Origin of the sequence: Pseudomonas sp. NFPP24, assembly GCF_900112095.1 — a bacterium.
GTDB lineage: Bacteria > Pseudomonadota > Gammaproteobacteria > Pseudomonadales > Pseudomonadaceae > Aquipseudomonas > Aquipseudomonas extremorientalis.
Map to the genome: position 1 here is coordinate 86,055 of NZ_FOKD01000016.1, position 20,838 is coordinate 106,892.

The window sequence follows — 20,838 nt, forward strand, 5'->3', positions numbered from 1 at the left end:
CTGACACTCGATGGGCGCCCCTCGCGCCAGGTTGTCTCCACATTCGCGTATGAAGCGCGGCAGTTGGATCAGCCTGTTCGCCATGCTGATGATCTTTATCGGTCCGCTGATTTCCCAAGCGATGCCGATGGACCATCACGCCGGTATGTCGATGGACATGCCGATGGACCACGGCGCCTCCCATCACCCCAAGGCGCCTGACGAACACCACGCCCTCTGGTCCAAGTGCGGCTATTGCGACCTGCTCTATAGCTGCCCCGCCCTGCCCGGCGGCGTTTCAATCTTCACCCTGAGCAGCCCGCCGCCCGCCAGCGCCCTCACCCCCGCCACACGCCTGGGCCATGCCCGGCAGAGCATCTTCCCCGGCGCCCGCAGCCGCGCGCCGCCCATCGCTTCGTAGGCACTTAACACCGTTACTTCACACCGGCCGACTTTAGACAGACAGCCGCAGGCTGCTGGCCGTGTTGTTTACGATTGCTAGATGGAATGTGTCATGTCCAGGTTTCCTGCTGACTCCCGTATGGGATATACCCCTGTGCTCGCTGCCCTGTGCGGCGCGCTGCTTGCCCCTCACGCTCAGGCCGATGACCACGCCGAACATGAGCTGACGCCCACCGTGATCACGGCGATCGCCCCCAGCTCACCGCTGACCGTTATCACCAACCCGAAAGACCCACGCCAACCGGTGCCCGCCAGCGATGGCGGCGACTACCTCAAGACCATCCCCGGCTTCGCCCTGGTGCGCAATGGCGGCACCAATGGCGACCTGGTGCTGCGCGGCATGTTCGGCTCACGCCTGAACATCCTCACCAACGGCAGCATGATGCTCGGCGCCTGCCCCGGCCGCATGGACGCCCCCACCTCGTACATCTCGCCCGAGACCTACGACAAGCTCACCGTGATCAAAGGCCCGCAAACCGTGCTCTGGGGCCCGGGCGCATCGGCCGGCACCATTCTGTTCGAGCGCGAGCCGGAGCAGTTCGGCGAACTCGGCACACGTCTCAACGCCAGTGTGCTGGCCGGTTCCAACGGGCGCTTCGACAAGGTCATCGACGCTGCTGCCGGCGGGCCACTGGGCTACGTGCGGGTGATCGGCAACCAGGCCCACGCCGATGACTACAAGGACGGCAACAACGACACCGTCGCCTCGCGCTATGACAAATGGAATGGCGATGTGGCGGTCGGCTTCACCCCCGACGCCGACACCCTGCTGGAACTCACCGCCGGCCGTGGCGATGGCGAGGCGCGTTATGCCGGGCGCGGTATGGACGGTTCGCAGTTCCTGCGCGAGAGCCTGGGGCTGCGCTTTGAAAAGTCCAACATCGGCGAGGTGCTGGATAAGGTCGAGGCCCAGGTCTATTACAACTACGCCGACCACGTGATGGACAACTACAGCCTGCGCACGCCATCCGGCACCGGCATGATGGCGGGGCCCATGGCGTCCAACGTCGACCGGCGCACCCTCGGCGCACGTATCAAGGCCACCTGGCGCTGGGCCGATGTGCAACTGATCGGCGGCCTGGACGCGCAGACCAACGAACACCGCCAGCGCAGCAGCATGGGCATCGACACCTACAAGGACTTGCCCCGGGTCAAGGACGCCAACTTCCACAACTACGGCGCGTTCGGCGAACTGACCTGGTACGCCGCCGACCGCGATCGCCTGATCACCGGTGCGCGGCTGGACCGCGTTTCGGCCAAGGATCTGCGCCAGACCAGCGGCTCGGGGATGATGACCCGCCCCAACCCGACCGCCGACGACACCCGCGCCGACACGTTGCCCTCGGGCTTCGTGCGGTATGAACACGACCTGGCCGACAGCCCCACCACCCTCTACGCCGGCCTGGGCCACTCGGAGCGCTTCCCGGATTACTGGGAGCTGTTTTCCCCCAACACCGGCGCGGTCGGTTCGGTGAATGCCTTCGACGGCGTGAAGCCGGAGAAAACCACCCAGCTCGACTTCGGCGCGCAATACAAAGCCGACGCCCTTGAAGCCTGGGCCTCGGGTTACATCGGCCGGGTGCAGGACTTCATCCTGTTCGACTACAGGCCCGGCATGATGGGCACCACCTCCCAGGCCCGCAACGTCGACGCGCGCATCGTGGGCGGCGAATTGGGCGCGGCCTACAAGCTCACCCGCAACTGGAAAGCCGACGCCACCCTCGCCTATGCCTGGGGCAAAAACAGCAGCGACGGCAAGGCGCTGCCGCAGATGCCGCCGCTGGATGCACGACTGGGCCTGACCTACAGCGAAGACGACTGGAGCGCCGGTGCGTTGTGGCGCGTGGTCGCGGCGCAGAACCGCATCGACCAGAACAAAGGCAATGTGGTCGGCAAGGACTTCGACAAGAGCGGCGGCTTTGGCGTGTTCTCGCTGAATGCGGCGTACCGCATCAACAAGCATTTCAAGGTCAGCACCGGCGTCGACAACCTGTTCGGCAAGGCCTATGCCGAGCACCTGAACCTGGCCGGTAACGCCGGGTTCGGCTACCCGGCGAGTGACCCGCAAGCCATCAAGGAGCCAGGCCGAACACTCTGGACCAAAGTCGACATGAGCTTCTAAGAGCATCGCGGGCAAGCGCCCTCCCACACTTTTGATGTTGTGAACACCATCAAATGTGGGAGGGGGCTTGCCCCCGATGACGGCCGACCAGACACAAAAAATTCAAAGCCTTGCGGAGCCCAATGATGAGCACTCAAAAAATATCCTTCTACAACCTGGCCTGGCGCTGGCACTTCTACGCCGGCCTCTTCGTCGCCCCTTTCATGGTGCTGCTGGCCCTGACCGGCATCATCTACCTGTTCAAACCCCAGCTCGACCCGCTGATGTACGGCGACCTGCTCAAGGTGCAGAGCGCCGCGCACGCCCTGAGCGCCGACGAGCAACTGCAACGCGCCCAGGCGGCCTACCCCAAGGCCGCGATCAGCAAATACCTGCCCCCCGCCGACGCCACCAGCAGCGCGCAATTCGTGACGCATCAGGACGGCCGCGAAGTGACGGTCTTTGTCGACCCCTATCGCGGCACGGTCCTCGGCGAGCAGGATGCCAAATACAACCTGCAAGCCATCGCCCGCGCCCTGCACGGCGAGCTGATGATCGGCACGGTCGGCGACCGTCTTGTAGAACTCGCCGCCGGTTGGGGCGTTATGCTGGTGGTGTCGGGCCTGTACCTGTGGTGGCCGCGCGGCAAATCATCAGCCGGTGTTCTATGGCCACGCTTCACCACCCGTGGCCGGGTGTTCTGGCGCGACCTGCATGCGGTCACCGGTTTCTGGGGCGCCTCGCTGTTGCTGGTGATGCTGCTCAGCGGCATGACCTGGACCGGCTTCTGGGGCAAGCAGTACGCCGAGCTATGGAATCGCTTTCCAGCGGCGATGTGGAACAACGTGCCGCAGTCCGACCAGCAGGCGCGCAGCCTCAATACCGCCAGCCAACAGACCGTGCCCTGGGCCATGGAGAACACGCCGATGCCGATGTCCGGCGACCACGCCGAGCACATGAACCACGGCGCCATGCACGCCGGTCCCGCTGCACCCACGGTGCACCTGCAACAGGTGGTCGACCTAGCCAACGCACGCCACGTCGAGCCAGGCTACAGCGTCACCTTCCCCACCACCGCCGAAGGTGTGTTCACCGTCGCGGTGTTCGCCAACGACCCACGCAACGACGCTACCCTGCACGTCGACCAGTACACCGGCAAGGTCCTCGCCGATGTGCGCTGGGAGCATTACAACCTGGTGGCGCGCGCCACCGAGACCGGCGTGATGCTGCACGAAGGCAAGATGTTCGGCTGGGTCAATCAGCTGATCGTGCTGCTGATCTGCCTGATGATCCTGCTGAGCGCGGTCAGCGGCGTGGTGATCTGGTGGAAGCGTCGTCCGGTGGGCGGGCTGGGCGTGCCGCCGCTGCGCCACGACCTGCCGAAGTGGAAAACCGCGATGGTGATCATGTTCGGGCTGGCGATCATTTTCCCGCTGGTGGGTGCGTCGTTGATCGTGGTGTGGGTGCTGGACCGCCTGGTGTTGGCGCGGCTGTTCGCACAACGTGAATCTGCCTCAGGTTCGACATGAAGTCGGCGAGATGCCCTACATAGAGGCGTTATGTAGTCTTACGCGGGCTTTCGCCCACGCCGCAGTAAGTGTTAACTTATAACACTTACTGCTTACTCCAGCTCGCCGCGCCCAGCGGCGAGCACTGCCTTCAAGAAGACTTTTTCGTCCGATGAACAAGTACCTCGCGTCCGGCCTGTGCCTGCTCGCCCTGCATACCAGCGCCCAGGCCCTGACCCTGCCCGCCAGCCCCGTCACTGCACCTGCCGTGGACGATGACCACGTCGACCTCAAGACCCCGACCACCGCCGGTTCGCGCCTGAACCTCAGCGCCCTGCAAACCCCCGGCAGCGTCGAGAGCCAGACGGGCGTGCAGATCCGCGAACGCGGCGACGCCAGTGTGCAGGACGCGATTTCCCGCGCCACCGGCATCAGCCGCACCGGCACGCCGGGCGACGGCGGCACCTCGTTGTCGGCCCGGGGTTTTACCGGCCAGGGCTCGGTGATGCAGTTGTATGACGGCAACCGCATGTACATGGGCATGGGCACCTCGACCTTCCCGGTGGACACCTGGTCGGTGGAGCGCGTCGACGTACTGCGCGGCCCGGCCTCGGTGCTGTACGGCGAAGGCGCCACCGGTGCGGTGATCAACACCGTGCCGAAAAAGCCTTTCGAGGGCGAGATCGAAAACCACATCCGCCTCGGCTACGGCTCGTATGATCGCCAGCAACAAGCCCTGGACAGCGGCGGCTCGCTGACCGACACCCTGAGCTACCGCCTGAACCTCAATCGCCTGCGCAGCAACGGATTCATCGACCGCGGCGACTCCAGCAGCGACTTCGTCAGCGGTGCCCTGCGCTGGCAGGCGGCAGACAACCTGAGCTTCACTTTCGCCAGCGACTACGGCGACCAGCGCCCGCAGAACTACTTCGGCACGCCGCTGATCAACGGCCAGTTGCACAAGGGCCTGCGCGACAAGAACTACAACGTCAGCAACGACACCCAGCACTACAACGACCAGTGGACACGCCTGACCAGCGAGTGGCAGATCAACGACAGCGTCAGCGCCACCAACGAGCTGTATTACCTGAAAAACCAGCGTCGCTGGCAGAACGCGGAGAACTACAACTTCATCGGCGGCCAACTGACCCGCAGCGGCAACTATGGCATCAAGCACAACCAGGAACAGCTGGGCGACCGCCAGACCTTCACCTTCAAGCACAGCCTGTTCGGCCTCGACAGCCAGACCGTGACCGGCGTGGAATACAACCGTATCCGCTTCCGCCTGGCCAGTAACTCGCCGTTTACCGACACGTTTGCCAGCGGCCAACCCATCGACGTGAACCACCCCGCGCCGGGCCAGTTCGCCAGCAACGACCCGTTCAAGCCGCTGTTCGCCAGCACCACCAAAACCGTCGCCGGCTTCGCGGAAAACCGCCTGCAGCTCACCGACCAACTGTCGCTGATCACCGGCATCCGCCGCGACTACGCGCACATCGACCGTGATGACCTGCGCACCGGCAGCCAGTCCGACAAGACCCTTACCGGCAATAACTGGAAGGCGGGCCTGGTCTACGCGATCACGCCCGACACCTCGGTCTATGGCCAGTACGCCACCAGCACCGACGGCGTCGGTGGCCTGATTTCCCTGAGCCCGGGCCAGCAGCAGTTCGACCTGTCCACGGCCAGGCAGACCGAGATCGGCATCAAACAGGCCTTCTGGGATCAGCGCGGCGAATGGACATTGGCGGCGTATCACATCGTCAAAAAGAAACTGCTCACCGACGTGCCGGGCAATCCGAGCCTGCAGCAGCAAGTCGGCCAACAATCCTCCCGTGGCCTGGAAGCCAGCCTCGACCTGCAACTGCCCCACGCCTGGCAACTGCAAGCCAACGCGGCCATCGTGCATGCGCAGTACGACGACTTCAAACAGGACGTCAACGGCGTGCAAGTGTCCCGCGACGGCAACCGCCCGGTGGACGTACCACGTCGCACCGCCAACCTGTGGCTGAGCAAGGCGGTGACCGACGATATCCGCGCCGGTGCCGGTGTGCGTTATGTGGATGCACGTTATGCCGACATGGCCAACCAGAATGAGTTGCCCAGCTACACCGTGGTCGATGCCACCGTGTCGTGGAAAGCCCTGCGCAACACCACCCTGGGCCTGCAGTTGAACAACCTGTTCGACCGCACCTACGCCGTCAGCCAATACAACGACGGCCAGCAGTGGATCCTCGGCGAACCACGCTCGTTTTTTGTCACGGCGGACTACACCTTCTGATGACCGCACTCACCCTCAGCGACCTGGCCTGGACCCCGCCGGGGCATGACCATTGTCATCACCAGTTCCAACTGCGTGACGCCAGCCTGCAAGTCGGTGCGGGAGAGTTCGTCGGCCTGATCGGGCCTAACGGCAGCGGCAAGACCAGCCTGTTGCGCTGCGCCTACCGGTTCAGCAAACCAGCGTGCGGCGACGTGTTGCTCGACCATCAGAACGTGTGGAAACAGAGTTCGAAGTGGTGCGCGCAACGCATTGCCGTGGTGCTGCAGGAGTTCCCGGATGCGTTCGGCCTGCGCGTCGATGAAGTGGTCGCCATGGGCCGTACGCCGCACAAGGGCCTGTTCGACGGCGACACGCTGCACGACCGGCAGTTGATCCACCAGGTACTGGCGTCAGTCGGCATGCACGGCTTCGAGGATCACGCTTTCGCCACCCTGTCAGGGGGTGAAAAGCAACGTGTGATCCTGGCCCGCGCCCTGGCCCAGCAACCGCAGTTGCTGATCCTCGACGAGCCGACCAACCACCTCGACCCGCGCTACCAACTGGAGCTGCTGCGGCTGGTCAAGCGCCTGCACATCGGCACCCTGGCGAGCATTCACGACCTCAACCTGGCCGCCGCCTTCTGCGATCGCCTGTATGTGATCAACCACGGGCGCATCGTCGCCAGCGGCACGCCCCATGAGGTGCTGACCCGCGAACTGCTGCGCGATGTGTTTGGCGTCGAAGCGTTGATCGATCCCCACCCGCTGTCCGGCTACCCCCGAATCACCTGGATAACCCAACCATGATCCTGCGTTCGCTGCTTGCCACTACCTTGTTGTTCAATGCCACCGGGGCACTCGCCGAAGCGACCCACTACCCGGTGACCATCAAGAGCTGCAACCGCGACGTGACCTTCCAGGAAGCGCCGAAACACGCGGTCAGCCACGACATCAACATGACCCAGATGATGCTCGCCCTCGGCCTCAAACCGAGCATGGCCGGTTACAGCGGCGTTACCGGCTGGAAGTCGGTCACGCCGGAAATGGCCGGGCTGCTCGACGGCCTGCCGGAGCTGGCGAGCAAGTATCCCTCGGTGGAAACCCTGCTCAACGCCAATGTGGATTTCTTCTTCGCCGGCTGGGACTACGGCATGCGCGTGGGCGGCGACCTCACGCCAAGCACGCTGCAACCCTTGGGCATCAACGTGTATGAGCTGACCGAATCCTGCGCCTTCGTGATGAAGCGCCCGGCCGCGACCCTGGAAGACACCTATAACGACCTGCGCAACCTGGGCAGGATTTTCGATGTGCAGGAACGCGCCAATGCCTTGATCGCGCAGATGCAGGCGCAGGTCGCCGAGGTGCAACAGGACCTGCCCGCCGACAAGCCCCGGGTGTTCCTATACGACAGCGGTGAAGACCGCGCCATGACCTCCGGCCGCCTGGGCATGCCCCAGGCGCTGATCGACGCGGCGGGCGGGCGCAACATTCTCGATGACATCGACGCCAGTTGGACCCGCGTCAACTGGGAGACCGTGGTGGAGCGCAACCCGCAGGTGATCGTGATCGTCGACTACAGCGAAGTCACTGCGGAGCAGAAGGAGCAATTCCTGCTCAACAACCCGGCGCTGCAAGCGGTGGATGCGATCCGCAACCAGCGCTTTATCGTGATCCCTTACGTGCAGGCCACGCCGGGTATCGACAACGTGCTGGCGGTGGAAACCCTGGCCAAGGGGTTCCACGGCGAATGATCACCCGTCGCTATGGGCTGCTGCTCGCCGCGCTTGGCGCGGTGCTGCTGGTCTCCTGCGTGCTCTCGCTGGGCTTCGGCCCGGCACGGGTGCCAGTGGACGTCGTGTGGCGCATCCTGATGTACAAAGCGCTCGGCATCGGTCAAGCGAATTGGCCGGCCGGGCAGGAACATATCGTGTGGCTGATCCGTGTGCCGCGCATGCTGCTCGGCGCGCTGGTGGGCGCCGGGCTGGCGTTGATCGGCGCGGTGTTGCAGGCAGTCACGCGCAACCCGCTGGCCGATCCGCACCTGCTTGGTGTCACGTCCGGCGCCACCCTGGGCGCGGTGATCGTGGTGCTGCATGTGGGCGAAGTCATCGGCCTGCTGACCTTGCCCATCGCCGCGTTTGTCGGAGCTTTGGCGAGCATGCTGGTGGTGTTGGCCGTGGCCAGTCGCAACGGTAGCCTGGAAAGCGATCGTCTGTTGCTGTGCGGTGTGGCGGTGTCCTTTGTGATGATGGCGGCGGCCAATCTGCTGCTGTTCATGGGCGACCATCGCGCCGCCTCGGCGGTGATGTTCTGGATGCTCGGCGGCCTCGGCCTGGCGCGCTGGGAGCTGCTGGCGATTCCGGCGCTGACGGTACTGCTGGGACTTCTGGTGCTGCTGGGCATGGCACGCCCGTTGAACGCGCTGATGGCCGGCGAACAGACCGCCGTGACCCTCGGCCTGAACGCCCGCACCGTGCGGCTGAAGGTGTTCCTGGTGGCCTCATTGATGACCGGTGTGCTGGTGTCCATCAGCGGTTCCATCGGTTTTGTAGGGCTGATGGTGCCGCACATCGCCCGGCGTCTCGTCGGTGCCGAGCATCGCCGCCTGCTGCCGATCTGCGTGCTGCTGGGCAGTCTGTTCCTGGTCTGGGTCGACGTGGCCGCCCGCACGCTGATCGCCCCTGAAGACCTGCCCATCGGCGTGGCCACGGCGGCGATTGGCGGGGTGTTTTTCATCGGGCTGATGCGCAAGCGCTGACCGCGCCCCGTTGTAGCGCATAGCGATGCACCTGGCACGCAGCCCTGCCATTTGATGGTGCGCAACCCGAGCGCAACACGCGGCCAGGCGACTATTTCATGCCTTTTCCCGACTAGGCACAGCGCTTGCAATCACCTCCTCGACTTTGTCCCTCTCATAACAATCTTGAGTTCACGGAGATCGCACCATGAAGCGTCGTAGCTTGATCAAGGCTTTCACTCTTTCGGCGTCCATTGCCGCCATGGGCATGACCTGGACGATCCAGGCCGCCGAGACCATCAAGGTCGGCATCCTGCACTCGTTGTCCGGCACCATGGCGATCTCCGAAACCTCGCTCAAAGACATGGCGCTGATGACCATCGACGAGATCAACGCCAAGGGCGGCGTGAACGGCAAGATGCTCGAACCGGTGGTGGTCGACCCGGCGTCCAACTGGCCGCTGTTCGCCGAGAAGGGCCGCCAGTTGCTGACCCAGGACAAGGTCGCCGTGGTGTTCGGCTGCTGGACTTCGGTGTCGCGCAAATCGGTGTTGCCGGTGTTCGAAGAACTCAACGGCCTGCTGTTCTACCCGGTGCAATACGAAGGCGAAGAGATGTCGCCGAACGTGTTCTATACCGGCGCGGCGCCCAACCAGCAGGCGATCCCGGCGGTGGAGTACCTGATGAGCGAAGAAGGCGGTGCGGCCAAGCGCTTCTTCCTGCTGGGCACCGACTACGTGTACCCGCGCACCACCAACAAGATCCTGCGCTCGTTCCTGCACTCCAAGGGCGTCGCGGATAAGGACATCGAAGAGGTCTACACCCCGTTCGGGCACAGCGACTACCAGACCATCGTCGCCAACATCAAGAAGTTCTCCGCCGGCGGCAAGACCGCGGTGATCTCCACCGTGAACGGCGACTCCAACGTGCCGTTCTACAAAGAGCTGGCCAACCAGGGGCTGAAAGCCACCGATGTACCGGTGGTGGCGTTCTCGGTGGGCGAAGAAGAATTGCGTGGTATCGACACCAAGCCCCTGGTGGGCAACCTGGCGGCCTGGAACTACTTCCAGTCAGTGGAGAACCCGGTGAACAAGAAGTTCGTGGCCGACTGGAAAGCCTACGCCAAGAAACACAACCTGCCGGGCGCGGATAAAGCCGTGACCAACGACCCGATGGAAGCCACCTACGTGGGCATCCACATGTGGGCGCAGGCTGCCGAGAAAGCCAAGTCCACCGATGTCGACAAAGTGCGCGAAGCCCTGGCCGGCCAGACCTTTGCCGCGCCATCGGGCTTTACCCTGACCATGGACAAGACCAACCACCACCTGCACAAGCCGGTGATGATCGGCGAGATCCAGGCCGATGGGCAGTTCTCGGTGGTGTGGCAGACCCAGGAGCCGATCCGCGCACAACCGTGGAGCCCGTACATCCCCGGCAATGACAAGAAGCCGGACTATGCGGTGAAAAGTAACTAAGCCCCAAGCGCAGATAACAATGTGGGAGGGGGCTTGCCCCCGATAGCTGAGTGTCAGGCTCTGCATGTGCTGACTGACCCACCGCCATCGGGGGCAAGCCCCCTCCCACATCAAGCTTGTCCGCGCGTGATCAGGACATTTGTTTATGCCCACTGCCCTCTACCGCTGTTTACTGGCTTTGCTGCTGTTGCTGCCTTTGGCCGCACACGCCAGCGACGCCGAAGACTTCCTGTCCGCCAACCCCACCCAACAAGCCAAACTGCTCCAGGACTGGGCCGCCCAGCCTGACCCGGCGCGCATCGAGCTGGTGGACGCCCTGCAACAAGGTCAGCTCACCGTCAACGGTGAGACCAGGACCGTACGCCTGAACAACCGCCTGCGCGGCCTGATCGATAACGTGCAGGCCAGCCAGCAACTGCTCGCCGCCGACCCCAAGGTGCGTCTGGCCGCCGCGAAGACCTTGCAGAAAAGCGCGCAACCCGCGCAGTTGAAATTCCTCGACCAGCAAGTCGCCACGGAAACCGATGAGCAGGTGCACAGCGCCCTCAGCCTGGCACTGGCCAACCTGCAACTGGTCGACACCGACCCGGCCATTCGCCTGAATGCCGTGCGTTTGCTCGGCAGTACCGGCGACCCGCTGGCCCGCACGCGCCTGGAAGCCCTGCTTGCGCCGGGCGTTGAAAGCGATGCCGCCGTGCATACCGCCGCCGAAACCAGCCTGGCCCAGGTCAAGCGCAAATTGATGATCGGCGAACTGCTCGGGCAAGCCTTCAGCGGCATGTCCCTGGGTTCGATCCTGCTGCTCGCGGCCCTGGGCCTGGCGATCACCTTCGGCCTGCTGGGCGTGATCAATATGGCCCACGGCGAGATGCTGATGCTGGGTGCCTACTCCACCTACGTGGTGCAACTGCTGATGCAACGCTACGTACCGGCGGCCATCGAGTTCTACCCATTGGTCGCGCTGCCGGTGGCGTTCTTCGTCACCGCCGCCATCGGCATGGCCCTGGAGCGCACGGTGATCCGTCACCTCTACGGGCGGCCCCTGGAAACCCTGCTGGCGACCTGGGGCATCAGCCTGATGCTGATCCAACTGGTGCGCCTGGTGTTCGGCGCGCAGAACGTCGAGGTGTCCAACCCGGCGTGGTTGTCCGGTGGTATCCAGGTGCTGCCCAACCTGGTGCTGCCGTACAACCGCATCGTGATCATCGCCTTTGCGCTATGCGTGGTACTGCTGACCTGGTTGCTGCTGAACAAGACCCGCCTGGGCCTCAACGTGCGGGCGGTCACCCAGAACCGCAACATGGCCGCCTGCTGCGGCGTGCCCACCGGGCGCGTGGACATGCTCGCGTTTGGCCTGGGTTCGGGTATTGCAGGTCTGGGCGGGGTCGCTCTGAGCCAGATCGGCAACGTCGGCCCGGACCTGGGCCAGAGCTACATCATCGACTCGTTCCTGGTGGTGGTGCTTGGCGGCGTCGGTCAGTTGGCCGGCAGCGTCACGGCGGCGTTCGGCCTGGGCATCGCCAACAAAATCCTGGAACCGCAGATCGGTGCCGTGCTCGGCAAGATCCTGATCCTCGCGCTGATCATTCTGTTTATCCAGAAACGCCCGCAGGGACTCTTCGCACTGAAAGGACGGGTGATCGACTGATGAACCAGCCATTGATGCTCACGGCCACGCAAAAGGCCGGCCCCAAGCTGACGATTGCCCTCGGCGCGATGATCCTCGCGGTGCTGCTCGCGCTGCCGCTGCTGTCGCTGTTGCCGCCGGACAATCTCTTTCATGTCTCGGCCTATACCTTGACCCTGGTGGGCAAGATCCTCTGCTACGCCATCGTCGCCCTCGCCCTCGACCTGGTGTGGGGCTACGCGGGCATGCTGTCCCTCGGCCACGGCCTGTTCTTTGCGCTGGGCGGTTATGCCATGGGCATGTACCTGATGCGCCAGGCCGCCGGCGATGAGCTACCGGCGTTCATGACCTTCCTGTCGTGGACCGAACTGCCGTGGTACTGGGTGGGCACCGAACACTTCCTCTGGGCCTTGTGCCTGGTGGTGCTCGCGCCGGGGTTGCTGGCGCTGGTGTTCGGCTTCTTCGCCTTCCGTTCGCGGATCAAGGGCGTGTACTTCTCGATCATGACCCAGGCCCTGACCTTCGCCGGCATGCTGCTGTTTTTCCGCAACGAGACCGGCTTTGGCGGCAACAACGGCTTCACCAATTTCCGCAGCATCCTCGGGTTTGGCATTACCGAGCCGGGCACGCGGGCGGTGCTGTTTGTCGCCACCGTCGCCTTGCTGGTGGCCAGCCTGTACATCGGCTGGCGCCTGGCGCAGAGCAAGTTCGGCCGGGTGCTGACCGCGCTGCGCGATGCCGAGAACCGCCTGATGTTCTGCGGCTACGACCCGCGTGGTTTCAAGCTGTTCGTGTGGGTGTTGAGCGCGGTGTTGTGTGGTTTGGCCGGGGCGCTGTATGTGCCGCAGGTGGGCATTATCAACCCCAGCGAAATGTCGCCGACCAACTCCATCGAAGCCGCCGTGTGGGTGGCCCTGGGCGGGCGCGGCACGCTGATCGGCCCATTGCTCGGCGCTGGCGTGGTCAATGGCATGAAGAGCTGGTTCACCGTGGCCTTCCCGGAGTACTGGCTGTTCTTCCTCGGGGCGCTGTTCATCCTCGTCACCCTGTACCTGCCCAAGGGCGTTATCGGCCTGTTGAAGAAATGAGGAACGTCATGCTGGAACCCATTTTCGATGCGGGCAGCGGCCGCGATGCCATCGGCCTTGGCCAGGCAGCCGGCAAGGGCCTGAACACCCGCCACGGCACCATCCTGACCCTGGAAGACATCAGCGTGAGCTTTGATGGCTTCAAGGCCCTCAACGACCTGAACCTGTACATCGGCGTCGGCGAACTGCGCTGCATCATCGGCCCCAACGGTGCGGGCAAGACCACGCTGATGGACGTGATCACCGGCAAGACCCGCCCCAGCCACGGCACCGCCTGGTTTGGCGAAAACCTCGACCTGACCGGCATGAGCGAAGTGCAGATCGCCCAGGCAGGCATCGGTCGCAAGTTCCAGAAACCCACGGTGTTCGAGGCCTTGAGCGTGTTCGAAAACCTGGAGCTGGCGCAGAAGACCGACAAATCGGTGTGGGCCAGCCTGCGCGCACGCCTGAGCGGCGAACAGAAAGACCGCATCGATGAAGTGCTCGACACCATCCGCCTGACCGCCTGCGCACCGCGCCAGGCCGGGTTGCTGTCTCACGGCCAGAAGCAGTTCCTGGAAATCGGCATGCTGCTGATGCAGGACCCGCAACTGTTGCTGCTGGACGAACCGGTGGCGGGGATGACCGACGCCGAGACCGAGTTCACCGCCGAACTGTTCAAGCGCCTGGCGGGCAAGCATTCGCTGATGGTGGTGGAGCACGACATGGGTTTTGTCGGCTCGATTGCCGACCACGTGACGGTGTTGCACCAGGGCAGCGTGCTGGCCGAAGGGTCGCTGGAGCAGGTGCAGGAAAACGAGCGGGTGATCGAGGTTTACCTCGGTCGCTGACCAGGACACTGGCTTGCTTTATGTGGGATCTAAGGAGGTTTGAGAATGCTGCAAGTCGACAAGCTGCACCAATACTACGGCGGTAGCCACATCCTGCGCGGGCTGTCCTTTGATGTGAAGGTCGGCGAAGTCACCTGCCTGCTCGGGCGCAACGGCGTGGGCAAGACCACCTTGCTCAAGTGCCTGATGGGCCTGTTGCCGGCCAAGGAAGGCGCGGTGACCTGGGAAGGCCGGGCCATCACGGCGTTCAAGCCGCACCAGCGGGTGCACGCCGGTATCGCCTACGTACCCCAGGGCCGGGAAATCTTTGGCCGGCTGACGGTGGAAGAAAACCTGCTGATGGGGCTGTCGCGTTTTGGCGCGAAGGAGGCCAGGGAGGTGCCGGCCTTTATCTACGAATTGTTCCCGGTGTTGCTGCAAATGAAACACCGGCGCGGCGGCGACTTGTCCGGTGGCCAGCAACAACAATTGGCCATCGGCCGGGCCCTGGCCAGCCGGCCGCGCCTGTTGATCCTCGATGAGCCCACCGAAGGCATCCAGCCTTCGGTGATCAAGGAAATCGGCGCGGTGATCCAGAAGCTCGCCGCACGCGGTGACATGGCGATCCTGCTGGTGGAGCAGTTCTACGATTTCGCCGCCGAGCTGGCCGACCAGTACCTGGTGATGTCCCGGGGCGAGATCGTGCAGCAGGGGCGCGGAGACCAGATGGAAAGCGAGGGCGTGCGCGGCCTGGTGACGATCTGAGCCGCCCCCCTTCAACGCTCAACCGTGCGGCACTTTGCGCAGCTCCATCAAGAACCGCGACGCGACATGCCCCCTCGGCTGCCAGAATGAATCGGGCTCCAGCACATACAACCTGCCGGAATTGAACAGCGTCGTGAGGGCCTCGCGGGTGCTGACCCTGGGTTTGTCCGATTCGGGATCGACCCAGCCGAACAGCAACAAGTCGTGCTCGGCACGCTCGAAGCTGGGCGCATAGACCAACAGCGCGCCCGCCCTGGGGGTGAAGTAGTAACGGGCACCCACCACGTTATCCTGCCTCAGCATATCGACCACGAACCGACACTCTTTTTGTGAGATGAAGTTGTCGGCGATGGCCTGTTCATACCGATCCGCCGATTGCTCCAGACCGACCTCCCACTTGTGCAGTTGCTGCACGCCCATCACGCGATAACCCGCCGGGTACTTGGGGCGCGGCGTGGTGCGTGGGTCCAGGTTCATCACCCCGCCAAACAGGCGCTGGTAGGCACGCGTGCCGCTGCGCAGTCCCACATAGACACTGGGCCCGCTGTCGTCCACCGGTTCACTGGCCAGGTAACTGTTGCCTGCCGGGTTTTGCAGGATGGCGGCCATCCACGCCTTGCCTGGAGCGGCCGGGTAGCGGCGCCACAGATCGCGCGCGGCGTCGTCCGGATGGGAGAACAACGGCCCGAGGGCAACCCTGGCATCCAGCGCCTCAGCGGCCGTAGAGCCGGAACGCTCGCTCCAGGTTTGCAGGACGGGGCCCTTGCCGGCCCAGATATCACCCGTCACCAGCACATCGAGCTGCCCCGCACGGGCGACCTGGAGGATGTATTCACGGGGGTTGAAGTCCCCATTCAACCGCTTGATGTATGCCTGCAACTGCGGCTCGGCATCCCAATCATCGTCCAGCCGCGTGGCCTGGTATTTGAGCAAGGCGCTGTCGGCGCAGGACAGGTACAGCGGCAGAAAGGCCGCTGCGCCGGCATTTTTTCTCGTACGCACCACCCCCAACGCGGCGCGCAGCACACTCGGCGGGATGAACGCGTGATACACCGGGGACGCTCGCAATTCTTGCGGCTGCCGGGCCGGGGCGTACAGGTACAGTGCCGCCACCGTACAGCCCACCGGCAAGCGCCCGCCCAGCAGCACCCGATCATAGGGGAACCTCTTGTCTTCACCCTCCACCGGCAGGCTGGCCATCCAATGCCCGTTGGCCAGTTTGAAGATAAATCCGTAGGTCAGGCGCTCGTGCCCGCCCGCCCGCTCATGGGCATCGCGTGCGGCGTCGTCGATATGGCTGAACACCGGCCCCATGGCACGGTCCGCCGTGGCGTGGATGAACCGATCCGGGCTCAGGAACCCACGGGCAGGCAGCCAGGCGCTGCCCAGGGCCTGTGCATTGCCCCACAACGCACTGCCCTGCACCACCGACAGGGACGCGACGTTAAGTACCCGGTTGACGTATTCGACAGGCGTCAGGCGGCCATCGCGCATCTGTTGCTCCAGCTGATTGCTCAGTGGGTCGTGGGGTGTCCGCCCGGCCGGTGCCACGGCTTGCCTGAGTGCCTCAAGGTCGTCTGCCAGCCGGCCTTGCTGCGTCGTGCCCAATGCGTTTTTGCAACTGAACCCGACTACCGAACCGTCGAGCCCGAACAGATACTCATGGCTCCACAGGTGCTGGCAGGTGAGTGCCGTGGCCAGCACCTCGGTGGAAAACATCGCCCGGTAAACCGCCTCGCCGTCCTCATCCAGGATGAAGCCGGGCAATACATCGCGGCGCGAACGGTAGCGCCCCACCAGCGTCAGGCCAGGAGCCAGCCAGTCGGCACGCACATCCTCATCCGGCAGGATCCACTTGGGATCGAAATTCTCCGTCGCCACGGGCAACGGCTCGGTGGCGACAAACAGGCCATCGACACGCTTGAGCAGCAAGCCTGCGTAGATCTTGTCACGACGTTCACCCACTCGTTCGTGTGCATAGCGCACGGCGTCGTTCTGATCAAAGAACGCCGGGCTCAACGCTCTGCGACTGAAGTCCGCATAGGGCAGCCAGTCCGCTCCCAGCCTGTTGCTTTCCTCGTCCCAGCATTCGCTGGTCACCAACACGCCAAGCCAGCTGGTGGCGATGACATTCCTGATAAAGGCCTGGGCTGACAACTGACCCGAACTCAGTCGGGTGTGTACGTCCTCAAAAATACCGGACGATTGTTTGACCGGGTCGAAGAGCCGCGTCGAAATGTCTGCCTGGTACTCGAGCAAGGCATTATCCAGAGTGGAAATGAACACAGGCAGGGTCACCTCGCTGCCGGTATCCCGCCAACGCCTGGCGGCCAGGAAGGCGCTGTACAAGTCAGCCGAGGACAGGAAGTGCCTGGCCAGCCAGCGCTGTGGATTCTGCAGTGCCTCGGGCATCCACCGGCGCGCGTACACCAAACCGTGCAACTCGAACGGCGCGGGGTAGATGAACGCCCCGTCCTCCTGGGCGGCAAACAGACTTGCCTGGGTGAACAACGGGTTGGCCGCGTCTGCGGGGACAAATTCGCTCACCACGTACTCATCCTTGTCGGCGTGCTTGAGCAAAAACGCAAACGCCGTCTGGGCCGGGTGATAGCCCCGTCGCAGGCGTCGGTGGGCGTCCGTGACGGCATCCCGGGCAGTGGAAAATATCGCGCCGAAAGCCACCTGTTGCGGTCTTGCAAAAGGTGCCGAGGCCGGGTACGGGCGCCAGGTTGCCAAGACATTGCCCGGCGGTCCCCACAATGGGCTGCCGAGCACAATGCGCAGGCCCAGGGCGGATACGTGTCGCACCATGGCCAGCGGCTCGCGTGCCTCAAACCCACTACCGGGCGCCACCTCGGCCATCAGCGCTAATTGTTCCTTGGCCCCCGTGAGATCAAAGGCGATCAGGCCATCTTCATCACAGGAGAGATACCCGGTGGAGACCCAGTGTCGATTGCCGATCAGGCTGTGCAGGTCGGCATCGCTGAACCGTTGCCAATCCACGCTGGCCTCTTCCCGCGTCCAGCCCTGGCGCTGCATATGCCCCCGATCCAGGCGCGCCAGCGAACGGCATGAGGCGTACTGTCCATGCAGCGTGTAGGGTTCGGGGACCAACAGCACGCCGGCATGATCCACGGGGAATACTGTCTCGAGGGCAAAGCGCCCGGCGTCGGTGCAAGCAATCGGCAAGGTGGCGATAAACCGCTGGTCCGGCGTCCTGAGGATGCAGCCGCAGTACTGCGCGTACCGAGCGGCATTCACCTGTTCATGGGCAAACCGCGCCGCATCATCGGCATGCAGGAACGGTGCGCTGAACACCGGCGTCCGATACCGGGCGAAGGGTTTCCAGGTTTGCTCCACGCGCCCGGTCACGTCCCAGAGCCGGCCGGCCACCTGCACCGACAGCGCCCCTGCCGCCGCAACCCGCAGCACGTACTCAGTGGGCGTTACCGCACCGGAGAGCAGGCTGGCCTGGTGACCGTTATCGGTGACGCGACCGGTAGGCGTGACCCCATACAACTGGCTCTCGAGGCCGGTCCCGCTGAACCGGTATTGCAGTTGCGCGCCATCTCGGGTGCTCAGGTAAAACGAACGCAGCGTCCGGTCCGCTGCCCGTGCCTGGGCGATCGCCGCGCCGAGGTCCTCGGGCGCCACAAAGCTCTCGTACAGCCAATGCTCTCGAGTATTCATCCCAAGGGCTGGGAGCGACTGATAGCAAATGCCGTGCAGTTCATGCCCCTCGGGTATCACTGGCTCGCCCTTGGCATCGCGTGCGAACACCGATGCAGGCGAAAACAACGACCTGCCGACCGCCTCGGTCAAGGGTAGGGGCAACGTGGCGAAATACGCTGGGGCCTGGGTGTCTTTGAGAATGAACGCGACCTGCCTCACTCCCGGCTTGAGGTTGAACCGGGCGTGCACCACTTCAGCCGCCAGTTCCGGGTGAGACACGACCCAGGTATACGCCGGCTCCACCGGAGTCACCGCTACAAACGGCTCAAAGGGTTGCCATGTGACAGGCACCCGGCCCCGGGAATTGCCGAACACCGGGTTTGTCTCGATGACATGAAACTCGCCCGCGCGCACCATCTTATCGAGGACATGCGGGGGCGCGCCGCGGAACCGGTCAAGCCGCGGCTTGATGGTACCGGTGCGCTGGATTTCCTGCAGCGCGTCATGAAGATCAAGTTCCAGCGCACTGCCACTGCGTACATATTTGATCAGCGAACCCGCCGTGCCCGAATAGTAGAGGCTGGGAATGGGTTGCCCACGCCTGGTGAAACTGGCGACATACGTCCGCAAAGGGACATTGAGGGTCAACAGCAGTCGTTCGTCCAGCGTCCATTCATCGTCATAATCCGAGCCAGCGGCCAATATCTTGCGTATTTTTTCCGCGTCGGTGTCCACGGCGATGAAAAAGCCGTGGTAGCGGTAATCCGGTGGCAAGGCCATGGCATCGAGCACGGTACCGAATGACAGGCCCATTTGCGCGAGCAGCTCGGTGTCGCCAATAGGCGCCGTCGACACGAACCTGCCGTCGCTGCGCTGCAGGATAAACCCCAGTTGCAGGATGTCGCGCTGACGCACGCGCTCATAGAGATAACGGGCCGCGTCATCGGCCCTGAAGAAGGCCGGGCTCAGGTCAGCCTGCTGCCGTTCAAACCAGGGCTGGACTTTCCCGAGGCTGCGCCAGATCGTTCCGCCCTCGCGGACGTTCAACTCGCCCATGCTCGCCAAGCGGTCGACATAACGGTATTCGGTCAGCGTACCGTCCTCGAGTTGCGGTTGTGCCGCCGCCCCATCCGCCCCCAGAAACGAACGCTCGGCATGCGTCCCCGAGAGGGTATAGCTCATCAGGCTTTTATCAATGAGCCGCTGATACAGGGTCGGCGACCTCTGTGGGTCGAACAGCGCCGGCGCCGATGCCAGCATCTCGGCCAGGCTCGCCAGGAACACCGGTGAAATCGCCGGCAGGCTCGCCGAGGTCCGGCCCAGCAGGGCACCCTCGATCAAAAAGCCTGGCGGCAACTGCGCCTGGCCATCGTTGCCCCGTGGAAATACCTGCGGGGGCAGCGCGCCTTCCGGGGTCAACCGTTCGCCAAGGGTACAGACATAGGCGTCCTCTCCCGTGGCCTTGAGCAGATACCCGAAAAAGGGCTGGTCGAGTGCCTTGTCGGTGGCGGGAATCAACTCGGACACGAGCGGCTTGGGCATGACCGGAGAGAAGAACGGCTGCATCCGGTCACCGCCCGTCAAGGGCCGACTCAGGGCCCAGTCGTTGAGTACCCATGCCTTGCTCACCCGCCCCCGCACGCCGCCCCAGGCACTGTTGGCCACCAGCACCGACAGTGCACCCGCCTCGGCCAGCGCCGGCACGTAGTCCTTGAAAAAATCGATGTTCGGGTGGTTGACCGGGTCAAGCTGGGAGAGGAACGCCTGCAGCTTCCCCCGGGTGCGCACTACAAATTTCAACAAGGTGCCATCCGGCCCGGACAGGTAGCTCGCAGCCACGTGGCCGCTCAACCGCTCGATGACCTGCATGTCCGGATACGAATACAGACCCCGCAGGAGCGTGCGCTCCCGGGGCGGGAACAGCCTGGCGGGAAAGTCGTCATCGGTATCGGGATGGGAGTGGTAGAACCCGTAGCAGGTATAGCCCGCCGGCAGGATCGGCTTGCCGTCCACGATCGGGATCACACTGTCGAGGGCAATCTGTTTGGCGGCGCCCCTTTTTGGCACCGTCGCGAAGTAACGCTCTGTGTACTTGAGAATCGCACCGCCGTACTCCCCCTCGCGTTTCTTGCCGATGTGCCGGTGGGCCCAATAAGCGGCGTCATCCGCGGTGATGAACGGCGGGCTGAGTGCCGGCAGGCCAGCGCCTGAGGCAGGTGTTTGCCGACTGTCATCGGCGTGCGGCGAAGCATGGGTATCCATCGTGAAGCCCCCTCGGGCGTGATCTGGGAAACGGACATTTAAAGCGCCCGTCCTTCCCGCAGGGTCTTAACTATGTGTGGTGCGCCAAGGCG

General features: G+C 63.9%; 13 protein-coding genes. 12 read left to right on the top strand and 1 reads right to left on the bottom strand.

Going from position 1 to position 20,838, the window contains the following annotated elements; all coding sequences use genetic code 11:
• Positions 1 to 10: 10 nt before the first annotated feature.
• From BM026_RS26690 to urtE, 12 genes are all read left to right on the top strand, one after another.
• Complete coding sequence (locus tag BM026_RS26690) at positions 11 to 400, top strand: DUF2946 domain-containing protein (RefSeq protein WP_071491616.1); 390 nt, start codon at positions 11 to 13, stop codon at positions 398 to 400.
• A 93-nt stretch (positions 401 to 493) separates the two neighbouring features.
• Positions 494 to 2,563 carry a TonB-dependent copper receptor gene (locus BM026_RS26695; protein WP_093530644.1) on the top strand — a complete coding sequence of 690 codons (2,070 nt, stop codon included), beginning with the start codon at positions 494 to 496 and terminating at the stop codon, positions 2,561 to 2,563.
• A gap of 125 nt (positions 2,564 to 2,688) precedes the next feature.
• On the top strand, positions 2,689 to 4,071 hold the full coding sequence (locus BM026_RS26700) for a PepSY-associated TM helix domain-containing protein (protein ID WP_093530663.1): 1,383 nt from the start codon (positions 2,689 to 2,691) through the stop codon (positions 4,069 to 4,071).
• A gap of 151 nt (positions 4,072 to 4,222) precedes the next feature.
• The gene (locus BM026_RS26705; protein WP_093530646.1) at positions 4,223 to 6,331 is read left to right on the top strand and encodes a TonB-dependent receptor; all 2,109 of its coding nucleotides are present in this window, start codon (positions 4,223 to 4,225) and stop codon (positions 6,329 to 6,331) included.
• Positions 6,331 to 7,119, top strand: coding sequence for an ABC transporter ATP-binding protein (locus tag BM026_RS26710; RefSeq protein ID WP_093530648.1), 789 nt, complete (start codon positions 6,331 to 6,333; stop codon positions 7,117 to 7,119). The genes BM026_RS26705 and BM026_RS26710 overlap by 1 nt, the downstream gene beginning before the upstream one ends.
• Positions 7,116 to 8,063, top strand: a complete 948-nt coding sequence (locus BM026_RS26715) for an ABC transporter substrate-binding protein (protein ID WP_092249898.1) — start codon at positions 7,116 to 7,118, stop codon at positions 8,061 to 8,063. The genes BM026_RS26710 and BM026_RS26715 overlap by 4 nt, the downstream gene beginning before the upstream one ends.
• Positions 8,060 to 9,070, top strand: coding sequence for a FecCD family ABC transporter permease (locus BM026_RS26720; RefSeq protein ID WP_093530650.1), 1,011 nt, complete (start codon positions 8,060 to 8,062; stop codon positions 9,068 to 9,070). Before BM026_RS26715 ends, BM026_RS26720 begins: the two co-directional genes overlap by 4 nt.
• 187 nt (positions 9,071 to 9,257) lie before the next feature.
• Positions 9,258 to 10,523, top strand: a complete 1,266-nt coding sequence (urtA, locus tag BM026_RS26725; protein WP_093128435.1) for an urea ABC transporter substrate-binding protein — start codon at positions 9,258 to 9,260, stop codon at positions 10,521 to 10,523.
• Positions 10,524 to 10,668: 145 nt separating this feature from the next.
• Complete coding sequence (urtB, locus tag BM026_RS26730) at positions 10,669 to 12,171, top strand: urea ABC transporter permease subunit UrtB (protein WP_093514634.1); 1,503 nt, start codon at positions 10,669 to 10,671, stop codon at positions 12,169 to 12,171.
• Complete coding sequence (urtC, locus tag BM026_RS26735; protein ID WP_092249886.1) at positions 12,171 to 13,238, top strand: urea ABC transporter permease subunit UrtC; 1,068 nt, start codon at positions 12,171 to 12,173, stop codon at positions 13,236 to 13,238. The genes urtB and urtC overlap by 1 nt, the downstream gene beginning before the upstream one ends.
• Positions 13,235 to 14,068: an urea ABC transporter ATP-binding protein UrtD gene (urtD, locus tag BM026_RS26740; protein WP_170856122.1), complete on the top strand. Its 834-nt coding sequence runs from the start codon at positions 13,235 to 13,237 to the stop codon at positions 14,066 to 14,068. The genes urtC and urtD overlap by 4 nt, the downstream gene beginning before the upstream one ends.
• 45 nt (positions 14,069 to 14,113) lie before the next feature.
• A complete protein-coding gene (gene urtE / locus BM026_RS26745; RefSeq protein WP_071491627.1) occupies positions 14,114 to 14,812 on the top strand; it encodes an urea ABC transporter ATP-binding subunit UrtE in 699 nt (232 codons plus the stop codon).
• 18 nt (positions 14,813 to 14,830) lie between these two features.
• On the opposite strand, the gene BM026_RS26750 is transcribed toward urtE, so the two are convergent.
• Positions 14,831 to 20,746, bottom strand: coding sequence for a DUF4329 domain-containing protein (locus BM026_RS26750; RefSeq protein ID WP_093530653.1), 5,916 nt, complete (start codon positions 20,744 to 20,746; stop codon positions 14,831 to 14,833).
• Positions 20,747 to 20,838 lie beyond the last annotated feature (92 nt).